The following is a 19,565-nucleotide window of genomic DNA, read 5'->3' as shown; positions in this document are numbered from 1 at the left end:
CCCTTCGGGCGCCTTTGTGGAGTGAAACACTGATTAACAGAGCAAATTCAGTAGAAACCCTTTCTAAAATTTGCACTTCTAAAAAGCACTTAATCTTCCGCCAGCGCTGAAGCTTTTGGAAAAGCTTCACCAAAAGCTCGTGATTCCTATTTTAGGAATTTTAAACTCTAAACCGGCTCCTAAAGGTTGAATTTTTTAAAATACGCCCTTTTTCACGCGGGTTCTGTTTGAACTGCACTCCTTCGGAGCGCAAAAACACTTGAACCCCCTTTAAAAGACGCTTTTAAAGGAGTTCATCCCTTCAAAGGAGCAACTCAAAAAGAAATCCACTTAAAAACTGTTCCTCAAAAGGAATCACAAACCTTTGATGAAACTTTGCCCAGCAAAGTTTCTGGTGCGGGGGCGGGGATTTGAACCCCGGAACCCCTACGGGAGTGGATCTTGAGTCCACCGCCTTTGACCAGGCTCGGCAACCCCCGCGCGGAGGGCTCTCCGAGAAGTTGAGGGTTTGAGGAGTTTATAAATTTTTAGGAGGGGAGAAATTCAGCGCTCCATCTTTTTGACGCCGTCTCCGGTTCCTACAAGAACCAAGTCCGCTATGTCGGCGAAGATACCGTTCTCGACAACGCCCGGAATGTTGTTGAGTTCTATCTCAAGGTCGAGCGGGTCCTCTATGCGATGGAACCTCGCGTCAAGTATGAAGTTACCGTTTTCGGTAACGACAGGCCCATCTTTTTTACTTGCCATTCTGAGTTCTGCGCTCGCATTAAAGACCTCTATTTCCTCCGCTATTGCACGCCAAGCGGCGGGAATAACCTCTATCGGAACGGGCATTTTCTGTCCGAGGTACTCGACGAGCTTGCTCTCATCGACGAGGACAACGAACATACCCGCCCTGTACTCAACTATTTTCTCCATGGTCAGCGCGGCCCCCCTGCCTTTTATGAGGTTCATGTGCGGGTCAACCTCGTCGGCCCCGTCGACGGCCAGGTCTATCGCATCCACCTCGTCGAGGCTCACAACAGGAACGCCGGACTCTATTGCGAGAAGCCTCGCCTGGTAGGACGTTGGAACGCCGTAAACGTCCTCAAGTTCACCATCCATGATGAGCTTCCCGAGGTACCTGATGAAGTACGCGGTCGTCGAACCGGTTCCCAAGCCTATGACCATTTCGTCCTCAACGAGCCTTAGGGCCTCCTTCGCCACGGCCTTTTTCATATCCTCCACGTTCATACAATCACCTCGTGATGTTGAACTGACAGCTTATGCTCGCGTTGCCGCTGTGGACCATCTTGTATAGAAGGCTCTGGTTTGAGTAGCAAACGGGCGTGAAGTTGATGACGAGGGAGTAGCTGAGCATCGTGAAGTACAGCCAGAACAACAGCCAGCCCCAGAACGCCTTCCTCAGTATCGCCCTCTCGTCCGGAACGTCTGGGGGCAGTTCCTTAATGACTGCCAGAACGAACTTGTCAAGTAGGAGGTATAGGAGAAAGCCCACAAGCCAGCCGGCACTGAACTTCGCAGAGAGGACTCCGCTGATTATCCCTGTTATAACGCCCCACAGGTAAACGGTGAGCGAAAACTTGTATTCAATTGCCAGCTTCACCCCTTTCACCTAAGGCCCTCTTGAGGAAGGGAACTTTAAAACCTTTCTCAAAAATTGGAGGAAAAATCACCTCAGCCTTATCGCATCGAGGTTCTGTGGCGCGGCGGTTCTTATGTTGAACTTCCTGTGTATGCTCGTTGAAAGGTCGGAGCACTTGTGGGCCTCCCCGTGAACCGTTATCACGCGCTCCGGTCTCGGCCTGACCTTCGCGACATAGCTTATAAGCTCCCTCCTGTCGGCGTGACCTGAGAAGCCGTCTATGGTGTGAACCTGCATGTTGACCTGAACGACCTCGGTTCTGCCGTCCTCGCCAACCAGAGGTATCTCGCGCAGGCCCCTCTGCACCTGCCTTCCAAGCGTTCCCTCCGCCTGATAGCTGACGAAGATTATGCTGTTCTTCTCGTCCGGGGCGAGCTGCTTGAAGTACTCGACGCTCGGTCCGCCGACGAGCATGCCCGAGGTAGCTATGATTATCGCGGGTTCTCCGCTGTCGATGATGTCCTGCCTCTCGCGCGAGTTGGCAACGCTCTTGAATATGGGGTTGAGGAACGGGTTGTAGCCCTCGTGGAGTATCTGCTCGCGGAGGCTCTTGCTGAGGTACTCCGGGTAAGCCGTGTGGATTGCCGTCGCTTCCCAAATCATTCCGTCGAGGTAAATCGGAACCTCTATACCTCCAACGCGCGCGTACTCTTCGAGAACCATCATTATCTCCTGCGCCCTACCGACTGCCATCGCCGGGATGAGAACCTTTCCGCCGCGCTTGATTGTTTCCCTTATGACCTCTATGAGCTTCTTCTCGGCCTCCTCACGGGGCATCTGGTAGTCGTTGCTTCCGCCGTAGGTGGACTCCATAACGAGGGTCTCAAGGCGCGGGAACCTGCTTACTGCCGGCTCGAAGAGCCTCGTCGGGATGAACTTGAAGTCGCCGGTTACCGCTATGTTGTGAAGCCCGTTGCCGATGTGGAGGTGAACTATTGCCGAGCCGAGTATATGCCCGGCGTTGTGAAGGGTCAGCCTTATGTCAGGGGCTATGTCGCGGACCTCTCCGTAGTCAAGGGTTATGGTGTGCTTTATGACCTCCTTTATGTCCCTGGGCCTGTACAGCGGTTCGAGGCCGTTCATGTGCTGAATCTCAATGAAGTCCTGCTGGAGGAGGGTCATCAAATCCCTCGTTGGGGGAGTTGTGTAAATCGGCCCGTCAAAGAGCTTGTAGCGGAAGAGGTACGGGAGCATTCCGCTGTGGTCGAGGTGAGCGTGGGTTATGATTATCGCGTCGAGAAGGCCCTCGTCGAGGACGTAGCGGAATTCTGGAGCGTCGAAGTGCGGGAAGGCTTTGAGCGGGTCTTTCATCGCGGCTATGTTCACACCGAAATCAACGAGAACGTAGCTTTCATCGGTCTGAACCAAGAGGGCACTCCTTCCAACCTCGCGGAAGCCACCCAACCCGGTAATCCTAATCCACCTGCTCTTGTATTCGGACTTGCGGTAGATGTTCCTACCGACGTGCCTCAGGAACCTCCTCCTGTCCTTGCTCTCTGTCTGGAGAATCTGCCTTATCGAGTAAATTGTCTGGCTCTGGAGCGGAGGAGTTCTGACGACCCTCGGTGCCCAGTGGACCTTCTGCGTGATTAGGCGAAGCGTCTCGCCGTTCTTACCGATGACGAGACCGGGCTTCTTGGCCTCTATGAGAACCTCGCCGACGGAGGGGTCGAAGCTTATGTTCGTTATTTCCGCCTCACTGGGAACCAGCTCTTTAATCATCTCTTCGGCCTTCTCCGGCGGGAGCAAAATGTCGGGGTCAGGACGAACGCTTATTCTCTTTTTAAGAACCTTTGCGAGATTTCTGATGAGCTCCCCATCCTTCATTATTGCCTCCGGGTTCTTGGTGTAGATTACGAGCTCCGGCCCTTCGAACTCAACGTCTGTTATCCTCGCGTTCGGTGGAACCATCTGGGCTATAACCTCTCGAATCTCCTTGAGTATCTCGTCAACGTGGGTTTCCCTTCGAATCAACGCCATCACCTCAGAACAGTGCTTTGAGTTCCTCCTCGCTCCACTCGCGGTAGCCTTTCTCCGTCACGGTAACTAGGGTAACACCACCCCCGGTGAAAACGTCCCTCCTTGTTGCGACCTTTATCGCCTTCAGGGCGAGCCTTATTCCATCCTCCAAGGAGAGGTCATCGCGGTAGTTCTCCTCAAGGACCGAGAAGGCGAACTCCATCCCCGAGCCGGCGGCTGTAAACCTGTCCTCGGTTACACCACCAGCCATGTCTATTGAGAACAGCCCCGGCTTCTCGTCGTAGCCGGCAATCAGAAACCAGCCGAAGTAAGGCATGAAGCGGCTTCCGTGAAGTATGTTCGCCGTGAGCGTCGCCAGCGCCTTAACGCTCATCTCCCTTCCAACCCTCGCCCTGTAAAGCTTTGCTTCAGCGCGGAGAAGCCTGACAATGCTCAGTATGTCCCCAACGCTTCCAGCCCCTGCCAAGGCGAGGTGCTCGTCTATCTGGAACACCTTGGTTACTCCCTCTGAAAGCACCATGTTGCCGAGCGATGCCCTCCTGTCGGCCGCTAGCACTACTCCGTCCCGACAGACTACGCCGACGGTAGTGGTCCCCTTCAGCTTCTCGACCAACTACAACACCCCTTGAGATTGTTAGAATAGAAGAATCCTGAATCGGGCTTGGGGAAAGGGTATTTAAAGGTTTCGTCGAAGTTACTCCAGTGATACAATATGAGAGGCGAAGTAATACTCCTAACCGGTCCACCCCTCAACGGAAGGGATGAATACGTCAGTGAAGCCCTAAAGAATGCTGGGGAGAAAAGCTACGCCTACTACCACGTCTTCGAGTATCTCAGGGAAGTTGGAAAAGAGAAGGGTGTAAAGATAACCCGGAAGAACGTCCTAGACTTTGCGATAAGCCATCAAGACCTGATGAACGAAATCCGCGACGAGGCCTTTGAGAGGATTCGGGCCGAGATAGAGGAGAGCGACAAAAGGTTCCACCTCGTTTCGACACCGAGCCTCTTCCGCTGGGGGAGCGGAAGCGTTATAGGTTTTACACTCAGCAACCTCAAGCTCCTCAAGCCCAACAGGGTGATAATAGTCCTCGACGACGTGCTCTCGGTAAGAAGGAGGATAATCAATGACCCGGACTGGTTCGAACGCTTCGGTAACGACCCGGACAACATAAAGCTGACCACCCTCGTCATGTGGCGTGAAGATGCCATAAACCACGTCAAGACCCTGATACACGAACTCAAGAAGGAGGGAATAAACGTCCGGTACGTCCTCCAGTTCGGCATAAGGCACCCGCCGGAGGTCTTCCTCGACCTGATATTCAGGGAGAAGGAGAAGCCCCTCGTGTACCTCAGCTACCCGATGACCGGCCACGAGGAGGAGTACTACACCCGCGTCAGGGGGTTCTACACCAAGCTGAGCGAGCACTTTACCGTTCTCGACCCCGGGGCTTTAGACGACTGGTGGGTCGTGGCTGAGTACGACAATCAAGTGGCCAAGAATCCAAACGTGAAGAAAATCAGGATAAAGCACCTCCTTGACGGAGATGAAGTGGACGAGCTTGAGAGAGAGGACATAGAGCAGGCCACCGAGATACTGAGGAGACAGCTCGTGGAGAGGGACTTCAACCTCGTTGGCGTGAGCAAAGCGATAGCGGTCTACCACTACGCCGAGGGCGTTTCAGCGGGAGTCGTCAGCGAGATGGCAGAAGCATACAGGACGCTTGCGGCGATATACCTCTACTACCCCTTCAAAAGGAGACCCAGCCCGTTCATGGAGTTCTACGGCATGCAGAACCCATCAAGGCGGACGATGTTCAGGGACGAGGACGATATGATAAGGGCGATGGTCGAGGAGAAGGACTACTGGACAAAGGGCTGACCTTCTTTTAGTCTCTTCTTATTATTCAACAAACCTACTTTCAAGAACCGAAGGGAGAATTGAGAAGGAAAGGAAGGGAAAAGAAATCACTTCTTGACCCATCCGCGCCACTTCATGGCGTCGTAGACCCTCTGGACGGCCACAACGTAGGCGGCGTCACGCATGTTGATGTTCTTCTCCTTGTGGGTGTTGTAGACGTCCCAGAAAGCCTTGGTCATCTTCTTGTCGAGCTTGGCCCTAGTTGTCTCGACGTCCCAGTAGTCGCCGGTTATGTTCTGGACCCACTCGAAGTAGCTGACGGTGACACCACCGGCGTTGCAGAGGAAGTCCGGTATGATGAGGACGCCCTTCTCGTAGAGTATCTCATCTGCCTCCGGGGTGGTCGGACCGTTGGCAAGCTCGGCGACAATCTTGGCCTTAATCCTGTCGGCGTTGTCCTTGGTGATGACCTCCTCGATTGCTGCAGGAGCGAGGACGTCGACGTCAAGCTCAAGGAGTTCCTCGTTGGTAATGTTGGTCGCGCCTGGGAAGTCCTTAACTGAGCCGTGCTCCTGCTTCCACTTGAGGACCTCGTCGGCGTTGAGCCCATCCGGGTTGTAGATGCCGCCCTTGCTGTCGCTGACGGCGACGACCTTCATGCCGTACTCCTCGCTCATTATCTTGGCCATGTAATAGCCGGCGTTACCGTAACCCTGGATGGCGATGGTCTTGCCCTTGAGGCTGTCCCAGCCAAGGGCCTTCGCGGCCTCGCGGACGGTGTAGCTGGCACCGCGAGCGGTGGCGTCCATCCTCGCGACGATACCGCCAACTCCCGGTGGCTTACCGGTGATGATTCCGAAGCTCGGGACCTTCCTCCTGCTGATGGCCTCGTACTCGTCCATCATCCAGGCCATAATCTGCGGGTTGGTGTAGACGTCGGGAGCCGGAATGTCGGTCCACGGGCTGATGATGTCGTAGATTGCCCTTATGTAGCCGCGGGCGAGCCTCTCCTTCTCCCTGTCGGAGAGCTTCTTCGGGTCAACGATAACTCCACCCTTACCGCCACCGTAGGGCAGGTCCATAACGGCGGTCTTCCAGGTCATCCAGGCGGCAAGGGCCTTAACGGTTCCGAGTGTCTCGGCCGGGTGCCACCTTATACCACCCTTTGTCGGGCCCCTGGCCCAGTTGTACTGAACGCGGAAGCCGGTGAAGACCTTAACAGAACCGTCGTCCATCTCGACCGGAATGCTAACCTCGAGAATCCTCATGGGCCTCTTTAGGAACTCAAGGGCCTCCTCACTAATGTCCATGTACTGGGCAGCCCTCTCGAGCTGCTTAACGGCAATCTCAAAGGGGTCGACTTCGACCATTCCTATCACCTCGGGTTTCGGTAATCTGCGATACGGGTTACGTCCTTTGCGTATATAAACCTTTCGGAAAAAGGCCGCAGAAGGCTTAGTTTTCAACAAAAAGTTAGCATCTCAAATTTTCGAGGAAATAAAAAGTTTTCCCGAAATTTTCGGCTAAAAGAAGTTATGTGCATTCAAAATTTTCTGAACATTGATGAACATCATAACGCATCAATGAAATGCAAACGGAGAGGCCCTCAGCGAGAAGTCGGTCATCACCCGTCAGCTCACTCACCTTCCAATCATCGGGCCATTGGAGTATTTTAACCATCGTTAAAAACCTTTTGTGAAATATCATTCACCTATAAAAGTTGTTATACCGTCGGTTATGTTTTAAAACTATTTGTCATAAATTCAACATTCTGGGAAGTTGTCGCCAAGGGACTGAAAAAATGACGAGAGGAGAGATTCCAATGTTTTACCGCTACGTAAATCGGCTTTCGTCGAAAACTCTCCTCAAAAAGCTTTTTATAGGGTGTCGTCTTCTATACGTAATGCCCCTCCTTAGGGCATTGTATTGGTGTTAGATACAGGTAGGTACGGAGGTGGGTATTGATGGAGCAGCAGAGGGACCAATGGGCGACCAAGATTGGTTTGATTTTGGCAATGGCTGGAAACGCCGTTGGTCTTGGTAACTTCGTTAGGTTCCCAACCCAGGTCGCCCAGCACGGCGGCGGCGCCTTCATGGTGCCCTACTTCCTGGCGCTGTTCCTCCTCGGAATACCAATAATGTGGGTTGAGTGGGTTGCAGGAAGGTACGGCGGTAAATACGGTCACGGAACGCTCGGTCCGAGCTACTACCTCATGGCGAGGGAAAGCCTCAAGCCCAGAAGCGCCCTGGTAATGGGAGTCATCAGCGGTATGGTCGCTTTTGCCGGTGTTACACTGCTCAACAGCTACTACCTGCACTTAATCGGCTGGTCTGCCGCGTACACGTGGTTCAGCATCACCGGGGCATACTACGGAAAGAACACCGGACAGTTCTTCAGCAACTACCTGTCAAACCACGCTGAGGTGTTCCTCTTCTGGGGCATAACAATAGTCACCATAGCCATAGCCGTGGGAAGGGGTGTCAGCAAGGGTATCGAGAAGTGGGTCAAGGTCATGATGCCGTTGCTCTACATCTTCGCAATCATAATGGTCGGCTACGTCTTCGTCCTCGGCTCCCCGATAAACCCCAACTGGAGCACCATCGATGGATTCGCCTTCATCTGGACCCCGAACTGGGCGTACCTTAAGGCGCACTTCGCAACGGTCATGCTCGCAGCCGCTGGACAGATATTCTTCACGCTATCCCTCGGTATGGGTATCATACAGAACTACGCGAGCTACCTCGGTCCCAACGATGACGTCGCTCTTTCAGGTATAGCAACCGTTTCGCTGAACGAGTTCGCAGAGGTCATCCTCGGTGGTTCCCTCGCCATCCCGCTGGCCACCGCCTACGCCCCGAAGATTGTTCCGCCCGACGTTCTGGCCCAGGGTAAGAACGCCGCACTCGCGTGGATTGGACAGAAGTTCGGTCTCGGTTTCGCCTACACCAGCCTGCCCAACGTCTTCGTCAGCATGGGCCAGATTGGAAGGTTCTTCGGAGCGCTGTGGTTCCTCCTGCTGTGGTTCGCGGGCTGGACTTCGGCGATAGCAATGTACAACTACTTGGTTGCACTCTTCGAGGAGGACCTCAACATCAAGAGGAGCATAGGCACGTGGCTCGTGCTGCTGATATACTTCATACTCGGCCTGCCGGTCATCTACATCGGCCTCGACAAGTACGTCACCCCGCTCGACAACTGGATTAGCTTCCAGCTGACGCTGCTGGCGTTGCTCGACATCATCGTCGCGGTGTACCTCTTCAAGCCCAGCAACTTCTGGGAGGAGCTTCACAAGGGAGCCTACATCAGGGTTCCAACGGTTTACAAGTGGATTACCCTCATAATAGCGCCAATCTTCCTGCTGATTCCGCTGGTCGGAACGTTCAAGGGCTTCGTCAGCGGAGGAATTCCACCGACAGTTGGGGCAGTGATAATCATAATGTTCATCATCGGAGCAATAGAAACGTACTTCGCCATCAAGAAGAAGTACGGCGAGGAGATAGCAAGGAACGAGGTCCTAATCAAGCTCTGAGGTGGTGAAGATGGGAAGCTGGGTAATCTACATGGCAATAGCGTGGCTTATTATCCTTGCAATGATGTTCTGGAGCATAGGAAAGCTCCTCGAAGCCGAGAAGCAGGGGCAAGGGTCTTAAATCTCCCTTCTTTTTTTAGTTTTGGAGGGATAATCGTGAAGAGTCCGAGCATTCTTGAGGACACCGCGGAGGTTCTCGAAGCAACGGTATCCAACGTTGAGAGACTTACGGTCCTCAGCGAAAAGGAGAAGGGAAAGGTAATCTCCCTCCTGAGGGAAGCGGCGGAGAACTTCAGAAGGCTCTCAAAGAACGTAAAGAATGACAACGTCGAGCTTGCGGAGTTCTTCTACAAGAAGGCCAGGGAGCTCAAGGCCATGAGCACAGACAGGGGCATCGAAAAAGGCGGCAAAAAGGAATTCATGGAGAGGGTTAGGAAGATGAACCTATACTCCAAGTCAGCCGTCTACGACTTTGACCCCGACATGCTCAAAGCCCTCAAGAGGGCGTACAGAACGTACATCTTTGGAATGACGGCGTTTTTCCTGCTCGTAGGCGTTTATATGAGCCAGATAATGGCCGTAACGGCCCTAATCCTTGCGATTCCAATAATACTCTCGATGCTCTCCCTTCAGAGGAGGGGCTACCTGGGACTTCTGCTCGCGTATTCGGCGGCCCCAATTCCCATAATCCAGGGCGTCATGGGACTAACCTACGGCTGGAAACAGCTTACAACGCCCGGAGCCATCGATAAAATAGCAGAGATAATACACAAAAGTCCGAGCTTCGTCGAAGGGTGGCTCATCTTCATGGTGATTCTGAGCGCGGTTGAACTCTACCTGATAATCTACGGCCTATACCTGCTCTACAAGCACCGCCATGCATTCCTCTAGAGCTGCTCCACGAACCTTCTCAACCTTTTTATCGAGATTCCGCTCTTCCTCGCGAGCTCCTCAAGGTCCGCGCGAAGTAAATCTTCGGGCGTCTTTATCCCAGCCCTGTTAAGCCTCGCAAGGGTTTTGGGACCGATGCCCTTGACGTCTATGAGGCGTTTAAGCTTCGGCGCGCGTTTCTTCTTGGTCTCCGGCTTCTTAGGCTTTTCAACGCTCTCAACCCTCTTCACCAGCCTCGTGTCAATCCTCTTCGCGAGGGGAACCTTCGGTTTCCTTCTCTTCACGAAGGCGAGCGAACTCGCGTAGAACCTCTCCGCCCGTTCTTTCCGCCCCTCTCTGACATCTGGAGTTTCAACGGCTTCCCCTCCAGAACTGCCCCCGTTTCCGGTCTCTTCAGCCCGCTCCCCGGCGGAAACTTCAATCTCATATGGAGTCCCCGCGGTGGATTCCCCCTCAGGCGGGACCTCCGGCGGTTCGACGAACTCCTCCAGCTCTGGAGGGCTGTCGCTGACGTAGTGGGCAACTATCACCGGCCTGAAGGGGTTGTCGCGCTTCTCAAGCTCCTCAAGGAGCGAAACGTCCATCTCGCCAGTGTTGAAGTATTTGACGACCTCGTTGGCAAGCCTGTGGAAGTCCCTGCTGTGGAGCAGAACGCGCCTTTCCGCGTAGGCCTTAGCCTGGCCCGTCGTTATGAGGAACTGCCAGTCGCTCGCCTCGAGGATTAGAAGCTCCCTCGCGAGCTGTTCTATCGCCCTGTCGCCGAGCTTATCCTTTCCATAAAACCGGCTCGCCAGCGCGACCATACGCTCTTCCGCGCGGTAAATTTCCTCCCACGTCCACTCGGTTTCCTCGTTCCACCACGTTGAATGGTCCGCGTTGGCGCCCCACGAGCCCTCTGGCAGTTCAACCTCAAGCCTCTCGCCGGAGTAGTTCGAGAGAAAGGCCGAAAGCGTCGTCGTTTTGATTCCCCTCTCGGCAAGAAGCTCAAGAACCCTGCCAAGCCACTTAACTCCCTCGTACCACCAGTGGCCGAACAGCTCGGTGTCGTAGGGGGCAACGATTATCCCCTTCTCACCGGTTTCCTCCTCGAACCTCGCGAGCAGGTTCTCGACGAGGGAAACGAAGTGCCTCGCGTGCTCTTCGACCCGCTCAAGGGCCTTCTCGGGGTCGTAGAAGTCCTTCTCGCCCAAATCAACGTCCTTACCGGTTACACGCCAGTACTGGTTGCCGCTCCGCTCGGCCTTCCTGTGGAACTCCCGGTAATAGAAGTCGCCGGGGTAGCCGTAGTGGGCGCTCCAGACCTGATGGCCCGTCTCGCGGTTTCTGGCAAAGATTGCGACGTTTGACCCCTTGACCCAGTAGGGCCTGAGCGTTGCGAGGGAACCTGCGGGAACCGGGGCGCCGTAGGAGTCGCCCACCGGTCCGTTATCAACGAGGTTGCTCTCAACGAAGAAGTACTCGATTCCGAACTCCTCGAGGAACTTCTCTATCCCCTTCCTCTCGACGGTTCTTCCGCCGGGGAGCTTCCACTCGCCACTCGGCCGGTAGGCGCACTCGGAAACCCACATTCCCCTTGGCCTCTTTCCGAAGTGCTTCTCGTAGGTCGCCACTCCGTTGGCTATCTGGGAGCGTATCGACTCATCTCTTAGAAGAAGGGGCAGGTAGGCGTGTGTCGCGGGAGAGGTTATGATTTCAATGTAGCCTCCCTCTTGGAGCTCCCGGAACTTGCCGATTACGTCGCCGTTTATGGCCTTCCAGTAGGAGTAAACGCGCTCGAAGTGGCGGAGGACTTCTTTAACGGGCTTCTCGGGGTATTTGCCAGATTCGAGGTCCTCCCTTGTTCTTTCGATTTTCCTCAAGAGATACTTCTCGAACTCGGCCTTGATGTAGTCGTCGGCCAGCTGCTCCATCAGGACGGGCGTTATGTTCACGACGAGCTGGAAGTTGAGGGAGCCCCTCAAGCGCTCGAACTCCATGAGCAAAGGGAGGTAGCTCTCGCTCATCGCCTCGTAGAGCCACTCCTCGCCGAAGGGCCACCTGCCATGCCTCCTGACGTAGGGCAGATGAGTGTGGAGGACGAAAGTGAGGTAGCCTTTCACCTGTATCACCGGAGGTGTTTAAGCCTCATCGTATTTAACCTTATTCGGAACAGGGCTGTGCCCGGGTTCAATTATGTCCATGGGTAAATGTTTTAGAGCGAAAAGACAACTATGGACGGTGAACGCCATGGAGGTCAAAGGAGCGGAGAGCGGTTTCGTTGCAGGGGCGCTGGCGGTTGTTCTCCTGGGAGCGATACTTTCCGTTCTGAGTGCGCCGATAGGCGGCTTTACAAAGCTCGGCTACATAGTGTACGACATTGGTGTCGTGGGGCTGGCCTTTGGATTGTTCACCGAGGCCCTGACAGGGGAAAGAGGCGACGCCATTAAGGCCGCAATGGCCATAGCGGGCGCCCTTCTCATACTCGCCCTCAGGCTTTAACCTTTTAACCCCAGCCCTCTACTCTTTTTCAGGTGGGAGAATGAAGGAGGAGATGAGTTCCGTTGACATACGCTACGTTGTGAGGGAGCTTCAATGGCTCGTTGGCTCTCGCGTTGACAAGGTCTACCACGACGGGGACGAGATTAGGATTAAGCTCCGCACGAAGGAGGGGAGAGCGGATTTAATCCTCCAGGCTGGAAAGAGGTTTCATTTAACGAGCTACGTCAAGGAGGCGCCGAAACAGCCTTCGAGCTTCACCATGCTCCTCAGAAAGCACCTGGGCGGAGGCTTTATAGACGCGATAGAGCAACACCAGTTCGACAGGATTGTCAAGGTTCGTGTCGGCGACTACACGCTCATCGGCGAGCTCTTCAGGAGGGGGAACATAATCCTCGTTGATTCTGAGAACAGGATTGTGGCAGCTCTCCGCTACGAAGAGTACAAGGACAGGACGATAAAGCCGAAGGCAGAGTACAAGTTCCCGCCAGCCCGTGAAAACCCGTTGGAGGTTTCCTTCGAGCGCTTCCTTGAGCTTATGCGGGAGGACGAAAACCTTGAGCTCGTCAGAGCCCTGGCGAGGAAGCTCAACATGGGCGGAATGTACGCGGAGGAGATTTCCATAAGGGCCGGCTTCGAGAAAACCACCCCCGTGAAGGAACTGAGCGACGAGGATTTGAGGAAGGTCTACGAGGCGATGATGAAAACTTTCAACGACGAGCCGAAACCGAACATCGTCTACAAGGACGGCAACATGCACGACGTCGTCCCAATCGAGCTGAGAATCTACGAGGGACTTGAGAAGCACTATTTTAAAACGTTCAGCGAGGCCCTCGATGAATACTTTGGTAAGCTCACAATCGAGAAGGCCAAAATCGAGAGGACAAAAAAGCTCGAAAGCAAGAAGAGACAGCTACTGGCGACGCTGAGGAAGCAGGAGGAGATGCTCAAGGGCTTCGAGAGGGCCATGAACGAGAACCAAGAAATAGGGAATTTAATCTACGCGAACTACGCGATGGTTGAACGGCTTTTGGACGAGTTCAGGAAGGCAACGGAAAAGCTCGGCTGGGAGGAGTTCAAAAGGAGAATAGAGGCAGGCAAAAAAGAGGGCAACAGAGTTGCACTCATGGTAAAATCCATCGACCCGAAGGATAAGGCCGTAACGATTGAGCTCGATGGAAAGAAGGTCAAGCTTTATTTAAACAAAAGCGTAGGCGAGAACGCCGAGCTCTACTACGAGAACGCCAAGAAGTTCCGTCACAAGTATGAGGGTGCCCTGAAGGCCTACGAGGACACGAAGCGCAAGCTCGACGAGGTCGAGAAGCTCATCGAGGAGGAGATGAAGAAGGAACTCAACGTTAGGAGGGTGGAGAGGAGCAGGAGAAAGTGGTTTGAGAAGTTCCGCTGGTTCGTTTCGAGCGAGGGCTTTCTTGTACTGGCTGGAAAGGACGCGAGCACCAACGAGGTTCTCGTAAAGAAGCACATGACCGAGAACGACCTCTACTGCCATGCAGATGTTTACGGAGCGCCACACGTCGTCATCAAGGACGGGCAGAAAGCCGGAGAGAAGACCATCTTCGAGGCCTGCCAGTTCGCCGTCTCGATGAGCAGGGCGTGGAGTCAGGGGCTTTACAGTGGAGACGCCTACTGGGCGTATCCAAATCAGGTGACTAAACAGGCTCCCAGCGGTGAGTACCTCGGCAAGGGCGCCTTCATGGTCTACGGGAAGAGGAATTGGCTTAGGGGACTACCGCTCAGGCTGGCGGTGGGAGTCATAAACTACGAGGGGGAGGACTACGTCGTCTGCGCGCCCCTTGACGCGATTAAGGCCCACACGAACAGGTACATCGTCATAAGGCCCGGCAGGCTCAAGAAGGGAGAGCTCGTCAAGAAGATACGCGGAATCCTTGAGAAGTGGGGCTACAAGGTTCGCGAGGAGGACTTGAACGCGATTCTGCCTCCGGGAGGTGGAGAAATAGTGGAGGTGGTCGGTTAAACCAGCTCCTTCCCGGTTCCAGTCATGACAAGCTTGCCGTGCTTCACTCCCTTGAGGCTCAGTAGCCGGTCTGCTATCTCCTTTATCCTGCTCGCCTTTCCCTTGACTATGACGACCTCAAGGCAGTTGTGCTCGTCCATGTGGACGTGAATGCTGGAAACAATTTCTTCAAGGTACTCGTGCTGTAGGTCGAGGAGCTCCTTGACGACGTCCGCCTCGTCGTGGTTGTAGAGCATCGTTATGGTTCCGGCAACTTCAGTATCTCCCATCTCCCACTCGTTTCGGATTATGAAGTCCCTCATGAGGTCCCTTATTGCCTCGCTCCTGTTGACGTAGCCCTTCTCCTCAATTATTCTGTCGAACTTTTCGAGCAACTCCTCGGGAACCGAAACACCGAAGCGAACGACCCTCATAACACCACCGATTTAGTTGATGACACTGAAGTTATAAACCTGTTCCAAAAGTCTTTTATCGGAACTCAAGATAACCCCCAACATGCCCCTGAGCGAGCTGTACACCCTGGCGAAGAGAGAATTCGCCGAAGACCTAATCTTTGAAATCAACGATAAGCCCGTCACGCTCTCAATAAAGGGAGTCCTCATAGCCCGGGCCGAGAGGGAAGGCTACAACTTCTCGTTCTTCGAAGTTACGGAAATTGAAACCGTGCTGGCCGTTCAGATGAAGGGATTTATAGTGTACATAGCGATTGAGAGCGACGAGGAGCTTGACGACGAGGAGTACGCGGAGGTCGCAAAGGCACTCCTCGAACACCTGACCCCCAAGATAGCCCTCCTTATAACAAAGGCCGAGAAGGACTACAGAGGCAAGGCGGACCTGCTCCTCGACGATGGAATGTCCCCGGAGCTTAAGGAGTTCTTCTACTCCCAGCTCGTGAAGCACAGGAGAGGGGAGACCCCCTACGAGCAGACGGAGATAGCGTGAGGTGGTTGCCGTGAAGCGGCTGTTAGCTGTGGTCCTGGCCGTTGCGGTCATCCTCGGGGTCGTGTACTGGGATTACTACTACATCAAACCCGTGCCAAGGCCAAAGATGTGGGGATACAACGACCCCCCGGTGCTCATCAACATGAGCTGGCAGAAAAACGGAAGCGTTGAGGTTCTCAGCCTGACGTCTAAAAACGCAAGTGCCCTCTACGGGAAGGTCATGGGGCAGCTCCAGAACATCGGCTACTCAATGAGCCAAGGCAACTGGAGCAGGGTAACCTGCCAGTGGAGCCTCTGGGAGTCGAAGAACAGGACGTATTACATAGCCTACAACGGTTCAAGGTTTCTCGCCCTGAGGGGTTCCTACGACGACGTCCTCAACGCAACCGGCAGGATGTGGCTCTGCGGAAGACCGAAGAGCGGCACTTTGATTTCATCTCCAAGCCCGTGGAAAGCCGCCGAAGCCCTCGCACTTTCGCTTGGAAGCGAACTTATGAAGTACAACATCACCATAGGCCAGGCAACCTGGGAGGGGCCACTGCCCGACTGGTACCTCGCAAAGTTCTCCTTCGAGATAAAAGTGGGGGACGGGGTTCTGGTACTCATCCTCGTGTACTCAAATGAGAGCGAGGTAAAGTATGCCGAATACCTCCTGAAGAAAAAAGACAGGGACCTTAGGTTCCTCGAGAGCGATGCCGGTCAGTACAAGGCACTCATCGTTCTGAAGGGCAGAAAGGCAGACGTTGATGAGGTCCTTGGAATCCTCTCCGGCCCGAGGGTTAGGTAAGCTTAACATTTAGACGGGAAAACCGGCAAAAATTTCGCTGTTTTCGTCTTTGTGCCGGTCGTTTTTCCAAAAAAGATATAAACTCCAAAATCATCTGCACTACGATGCGCCATGATGGTCAGGAGTGATTGTTTTTGGCTTTGAAAGTCGCTTCTCGAGCTCTGGCATAGCGGTTAGGCGGGATTGTTTTTGGCGCTGAGCTGAGGAGGGATTGCTTTTGGCCGCGCCGTTCTGTCATCTAAACACTCCGGTTTAGTCCTCACGCTCTTATTCCCTCATCCTTTGGGACGTCCTTTCTCCAAACGGATTAAAGGAATTGGAGGAGGTGTTGGAATGAAAGCCGTTCTGCCCGATTCGAAGATACCAAAGAGGTGGTACAACATACTGACCGACCTCCCGGAGCCCTTAGCTCCGCCCCTCGACCCGGAAACCGACGAGCCGATGAGGCCGGAGAAGCTGTTGAGGATTTTCGCGGAGGAGCTTGTGAAGCAGGAGATGAGCACGGAAAGGTACATCGAGATTCCAAAGAAGGTCCGTGAGCTCTACGCCAAGATAGGCAGGCCAACACCGCTTTTCAGGGCGACGAACCTTGAGAAAGCCCTCGACACACCGGCGAGGATTTACTTCAAGTACGAGGGTGCCACCGTAACGGGGAGCCACAAGATAAACACCGCTTTAGCCCAGGCCTACTACGCAAAGGAGCAGGGGATAGAGAGGCTCGTTACCGAGACCGGGGCCGGCCAGTGGGGAACCGCTTTGAGCCTGGCCGGTGCCCTGCTTGGGTTAAAAGTTCGCGTTTACATGGCGCGCGCCAGCTATCAGCAGAAGCCCTACAGGAAGACGATAATGCGCCTCTACGGGGCCGAAATCTACCCAAGTCCAAGCGACAGAACCGAGATAGGTCGGAAGTTCCTGAGCGAGGACCCCAACCACCCCGGAGGGCTGGGAATAGCGATAAGCGAGGCGATTGAAGACGTTTTGAGGGACGAAAAAGCCCGCTACGCCCTCGGGAGCGTTCTCAACCACGTGCTCATGCACCAGACCGTCATCGGACTCGAAGCTCAGGAGCAGATGAAGGAGTTCGAGGAGCCGGACGTTATAATTGGCTGTGTAGGGGGTGGGAGCAACTTCGCCGGGTTAGCGTATCCCTTCGTGAGGGACGTCCTGAGCGGTAAAAAAGAGTACGAGTTCATAGCGGTCGAGCCGAAAGCAGCTCCGAGCATGACGCGTGGTGTCTACAAGTACGACTTCGGCGACTCAGGCGGATACACTCCAAAGATGAAGATGCACACCCTCGGCCACACCTACTACGTCCCGCCGATTCACGCTGGAGGGCTTCGCTACCACGGTTTAGCCCCGACGCTGAGCATCCTCATAAACCACGGGATAGTCAGGCCAGTCGCTTACCACCAGAACGAGGTCTTCCAGGCGGCGGAGCTGTTCGCGAAGACCGAGGGTATAATTCCAGCACCGGAGAGCGCCCACGCGATAAAGGGCGTCATAGACAGAGCTTTGAAAGCGAAGGAGGAAGGAAAGGAGGAGGTCATACTCTTCAACCTGAGTGGTCACGGCCTGCTCGATTTAAAGGGCTACGAGGATTACCTGGACGGAAAGCTCGAAGATTATGAGCCGGACTACTTCCCGGCTCTGGAGACGCCCTGAGACTTTTTTTACTTTGCCAGTTCCAGCAGGACAATGAACGCCAACATGATGCCCAGAACGGCAATCGTTCTCCTCGTGTAGAGCTTTGCGGACCGCTTCTCGTAGTAGCTTCTCGGCGAGACGTTGAGAAGGTATAGGCCGAGTAGGGAACCCACGAGCAGGCCGAGGACGTTCTCAACCGTGAGGCGGAGCGAGCCGAAGAAGATGCCCCACCAGCCCATCGCGAGCGAGATTCCCACGACGGTTGTCGGGGGCACGAGGGCGGCCGCTATCGAGACTCCAGCAAGAATCTCCGGAATTCTGCTCACTATCGCGACCACTCCAGCGTAGCCGAGGAGAACCGCGAGGAGGATGTAAACAATCCCAGAATCTCCCCTGATGAGGATTTCCCTCGTCGGTTCAGCCGGCATGAGGCCGAAGAGCCTCAGGAGGAGGGAGACGACGAAGGCCGAGGTAAATATAACCGTCAGGAGCTTGAGAATCGAGGAAACAGCGATTAGGGCGTCCCTTCCGCGCCCCATAACGACGTTGAGCGAGAAGCCGTAGAGGGGGCCGAGGATTGGCGAGAGGAGCATCGCGGAGATAATCATCACGATGTTGTTGCCAATCAGACCGAAGAGGGCAACCATAGAGGCAACGGCCCCGAGGGTCAGCTGAATCGGGTCAACCCTCGCCTGTGAATTGGCGCTCTCGATGAGGCCCTCGATGTCGGCAATACTCCATCTGCCCCGGAACTTCTCAAGGGACCTGACGGCGGATGAGTAGCGCACCGACCGCCCGCTGACCTGCGACCAGGTTATCGAGGCATGGCCCTTCCTCATGTCAACGACCTTAACGAGCTCGTCAACGAGGTCGTTTATCACGAAGTCCGGCGCGAAGGCCGTGACCTTGAGGGCGCCCTTCCCGTTGGCCTTCACCACCTCGGTGTAGAAGGGAACGCCCCACTTTTTAAGAACCTCTTCAAGCTTTTCCCGTTCGTCAAGCCCGCAGGTGACCTCGACCTTCAGCACCGCCAACACCTACTCGAGTTTACCAAGAATTTGCCTCGGGTGGAAGTTCAGGCTTGCCCTCGCCTCTGGAATCTCCATCCCGATGTTTATCCCGAGGCTCATCAAGTCCCTCGGAGAACGAACCTCCCATTTACTTTCGGCGGAGCTCGTGATGAAGCGCGGAACGCGGTACTTCTTTGTTAACTCCCAGACCTTGGCCATGAAGCGGAGCGTTAATGCCCTCTCGTAGGGGTTCGCCCTCAAAAGGGGTGAGAGGGAAAACCCTATCGCGACGCCCCTCCTGCCGGCCATTCCAGCCAGCGTGTGATCGAAGCCGTAGTCCTTCCTACCGAGCCAGGGACTTATCAGCGCGTCAACCTTTGCCTCGATGGCCATCCTGTTGACCCTCATGTCGCCTCCCTGAACGTAAAGCAGAGCCCTGAGGTTTCTCGCTTTAAAGGTCCTTATCAGGCTCGGCTTTCTCGTTACGAGCAGAACCGCGACCTTTCCGTAGGTCCTTCTGAGTTCTCGGAGTTCTTCCTTAAGCGAGTCCCAGTCCGGCTCTTTGTCAAGGACGAGCTTTTTGGTGAAGACTACCTCGTCGAACCACTCATTAGCTAACTCGTAGGCTTCCGCATTCCTGATGTCCATCTCGACGAAGTAGTCCCTCCCGCTCATTCCTTCTCCTCCAGCCACTCCCTCACGGCCTTCACGACGGTCTCCTTTCTCATGGGAAAGGCCTTGACCTTTATCTTAACCTGAATCGTGTCGCCGCCTTCGTCGACCTCAACGTCGCCGAGATAGGCCTTC

The 19,565-nt window shown here is 54.6% G+C and carries 17 protein-coding genes and 1 tRNA gene; 8 read left to right on the top strand and 10 right to left on the bottom strand.

Annotated features, from left to right (window positions below):
- Positions 1-392: 392 nt before the first annotated feature.
- From MVK46_RS00150 to psmB, 5 genes are all read right to left on the bottom strand, one after another.
- Positions 393-480 (bottom strand) — tRNA-Leu (locus MVK46_RS00150).
- Between the two features lie 63 nt (positions 481-543).
- On the bottom strand, positions 544-1,233 hold the full coding sequence (gene rpiA / locus MVK46_RS00145) for a ribose-5-phosphate isomerase RpiA (RefSeq protein WP_297534343.1): 690 nt from the start codon (positions 1,231-1,233) through the stop codon (positions 544-546).
- A 4-nt stretch (positions 1,234-1,237) separates the two neighbouring features.
- Positions 1,238-1,606: a hypothetical protein gene (locus tag MVK46_RS00140; RefSeq protein ID WP_297534341.1), complete on the bottom strand. Its 369-nt coding sequence runs from the start codon at positions 1,604-1,606 to the stop codon at positions 1,238-1,240.
- 66 nt (positions 1,607-1,672) lie between these two features.
- Positions 1,673-3,619 (bottom strand): beta-CASP ribonuclease aCPSF1, encoded by a 1,947-nt coding sequence (locus MVK46_RS00135; RefSeq protein WP_297534345.1) that lies wholly within the window; start codon positions 3,617-3,619, stop codon positions 1,673-1,675.
- Between the two features lie 10 nt (positions 3,620-3,629).
- On the bottom strand, positions 3,630-4,238 hold the full coding sequence (gene psmB, locus MVK46_RS00130) for an archaeal proteasome endopeptidase complex subunit beta (protein ID WP_297534339.1): 609 nt from the start codon (positions 4,236-4,238) through the stop codon (positions 3,630-3,632).
- Positions 4,239-4,337: 99 nt separating this feature from the next.
- Between psmB and MVK46_RS00125 the strand changes: the two genes are divergently transcribed.
- Positions 4,338-5,504 (top strand): hypothetical protein, encoded by a 1,167-nt coding sequence (locus MVK46_RS00125; RefSeq protein ID WP_297534338.1) that lies wholly within the window; start codon positions 4,338-4,340, stop codon positions 5,502-5,504.
- A gap of 86 nt (positions 5,505-5,590) precedes the next feature.
- Here MVK46_RS00125 and gdhA read toward each other — a convergent pair whose 3' ends face one another.
- Entirely contained in the window at positions 5,591-6,853 is a 1,263-nt protein-coding gene (gdhA, locus tag MVK46_RS00120) for a glutamate dehydrogenase (RefSeq protein WP_297534337.1), read from the bottom strand.
- Positions 6,854-7,447: 594 nt separating this feature from the next.
- On the opposite strand from gdhA, the gene MVK46_RS00115 reads away from it, so the two are divergent.
- Positions 7,448-9,013 carry a sodium-dependent transporter gene (locus tag MVK46_RS00115; RefSeq protein WP_297534336.1) on the top strand — a complete coding sequence of 522 codons (1,566 nt, stop codon included), beginning with the start codon at positions 7,448-7,450 and terminating at the stop codon, positions 9,011-9,013.
- Between the two features lie 156 nt (positions 9,014-9,169).
- A complete protein-coding gene (locus MVK46_RS00110) occupies positions 9,170-9,904 on the top strand; it encodes an alpha-glucosidase (protein WP_297534335.1) in 735 nt (244 codons plus the stop codon).
- On the opposite strand, the gene MVK46_RS00105 is transcribed toward MVK46_RS00110, so the two are convergent.
- Complete coding sequence (locus MVK46_RS00105) at positions 9,901-12,003, bottom strand: 1,4-alpha-glucan branching protein (protein WP_297534334.1); 2,103 nt, start codon at positions 12,001-12,003, stop codon at positions 9,901-9,903. The two genes, MVK46_RS00110 and MVK46_RS00105, sit on opposite strands and share 4 nt — an antisense overlap.
- Positions 12,004-12,130: 127 nt before the next feature.
- Here MVK46_RS00105 and MVK46_RS00100 point away from each other — a divergent pair, with 127 nt between their 5' ends.
- The gene (locus MVK46_RS00100; RefSeq protein ID WP_297534333.1) at positions 12,131-12,382 is read left to right on the top strand and encodes a hypothetical protein; all 252 of its coding nucleotides are present in this window, start codon (positions 12,131-12,133) and stop codon (positions 12,380-12,382) included.
- A gap of 40 nt (positions 12,383-12,422) precedes the next feature.
- On the top strand, positions 12,423-14,375 hold the full coding sequence (gene rqcH, locus MVK46_RS00095) for a ribosome rescue protein RqcH (RefSeq protein WP_297534332.1): 1,953 nt from the start codon (positions 12,423-12,425) through the stop codon (positions 14,373-14,375).
- Here rqcH and nikR read toward each other — a convergent pair.
- Positions 14,372-14,788, bottom strand: a complete 417-nt coding sequence (gene nikR, locus MVK46_RS00090; protein ID WP_297534331.1) for a nickel-responsive transcriptional regulator NikR — start codon at positions 14,786-14,788, stop codon at positions 14,372-14,374. The two genes, rqcH and nikR, sit on opposite strands and share 4 nt — an antisense overlap.
- Positions 14,789-14,870: 82 nt before the next feature.
- Between nikR and MVK46_RS00085 the strand changes: the two genes are divergently transcribed.
- From MVK46_RS00085 to MVK46_RS00075, 3 genes are all read left to right on the top strand, one after another.
- Positions 14,871-15,317, top strand: a complete 447-nt coding sequence (locus MVK46_RS00085; RefSeq protein WP_297534330.1) for a hypothetical protein — start codon at positions 14,871-14,873, stop codon at positions 15,315-15,317.
- A gap of 10 nt (positions 15,318-15,327) precedes the next feature.
- Positions 15,328-16,104: a hypothetical protein gene (locus MVK46_RS00080; RefSeq protein ID WP_297534328.1), complete on the top strand. Its 777-nt coding sequence runs from the start codon at positions 15,328-15,330 to the stop codon at positions 16,102-16,104.
- Positions 16,105-16,437: 333 nt separating this feature from the next.
- Positions 16,438-17,766, top strand: coding sequence for a TrpB-like pyridoxal phosphate-dependent enzyme (locus tag MVK46_RS00075; RefSeq protein ID WP_297534327.1), 1,329 nt, complete (start codon positions 16,438-16,440; stop codon positions 17,764-17,766).
- Between the two features lie 8 nt (positions 17,767-17,774).
- Here the strand turns inward: MVK46_RS00075 and MVK46_RS00070 are convergent, their stop codons facing one another.
- On the bottom strand, positions 17,775-18,776 hold the full coding sequence (locus MVK46_RS00070) for a TIGR00341 family protein (protein WP_297534344.1): 1,002 nt from the start codon (positions 18,774-18,776) through the stop codon (positions 17,775-17,777).
- 9 nt (positions 18,777-18,785) lie between these two features.
- Positions 18,786-19,433, bottom strand: a complete 648-nt coding sequence (locus MVK46_RS00065; protein WP_297534326.1) for a Ribonuclease P protein component 3 — start codon at positions 19,431-19,433, stop codon at positions 18,786-18,788.
- Between the last annotated feature and the right edge of the window lie 132 nt (positions 19,434-19,565).

The sequence above is a fragment of the Thermococcus sp. genome (genome assembly GCF_027066465.1).
GTDB lineage: Archaea > Methanobacteriota_B > Thermococci > Thermococcales > Thermococcaceae > Thermococcus.
Note: the sequence above shows the minus strand (reverse complement) of the source record. Positions and strands in the feature narration are given on the sequence as shown.

Bases quoted from the DNA above. Each gene is read 5' to 3' on its own strand.
- rqcH (WP_297534332.1), top strand. From the start codon at position 12,423: ATGAAGGAGGAGATGAGTTCCGTTGACATACGCTACGTTGTGAGGGAG.
- MVK46_RS00065 (WP_297534326.1), bottom strand. From the start codon at position 19,433: ATGAGCGGGAGGGACTACTTCGTCGAGATGGACATCAGGAATGCGGAA.
- gdhA (WP_297534337.1), bottom strand. From the start codon at position 6,853: ATGGTCGAAGTCGACCCCTTTGAGATTGCCGTTAAGCAGCTCGAGAGG.
- MVK46_RS00075 (WP_297534327.1), top strand. From the start codon at position 16,438: ATGAAAGCCGTTCTGCCCGATTCGAAGATACCAAAGAGGTGGTACAAC.
- MVK46_RS00115 (WP_297534336.1), top strand. From the start codon at position 7,448: ATGGAGCAGCAGAGGGACCAATGGGCGACCAAGATTGGTTTGATTTTG.
- MVK46_RS00085 (WP_297534330.1), top strand. From the start codon at position 14,871: ATGCCCCTGAGCGAGCTGTACACCCTGGCGAAGAGAGAATTCGCCGAA.
- rpiA (WP_297534343.1), bottom strand. From the start codon at position 1,233: ATGAACGTGGAGGATATGAAAAAGGCCGTGGCGAAGGAGGCCCTAAGG.
- MVK46_RS00125 (WP_297534338.1), top strand. From the start codon at position 4,338: ATGAGAGGCGAAGTAATACTCCTAACCGGTCCACCCCTCAACGGAAGG.
- nikR (WP_297534331.1), bottom strand. From the start codon at position 14,788: ATGAGGGTCGTTCGCTTCGGTGTTTCGGTTCCCGAGGAGTTGCTCGAA.
- MVK46_RS00100 (WP_297534333.1), top strand. From the start codon at position 12,131: ATGGAGGTCAAAGGAGCGGAGAGCGGTTTCGTTGCAGGGGCGCTGGCG.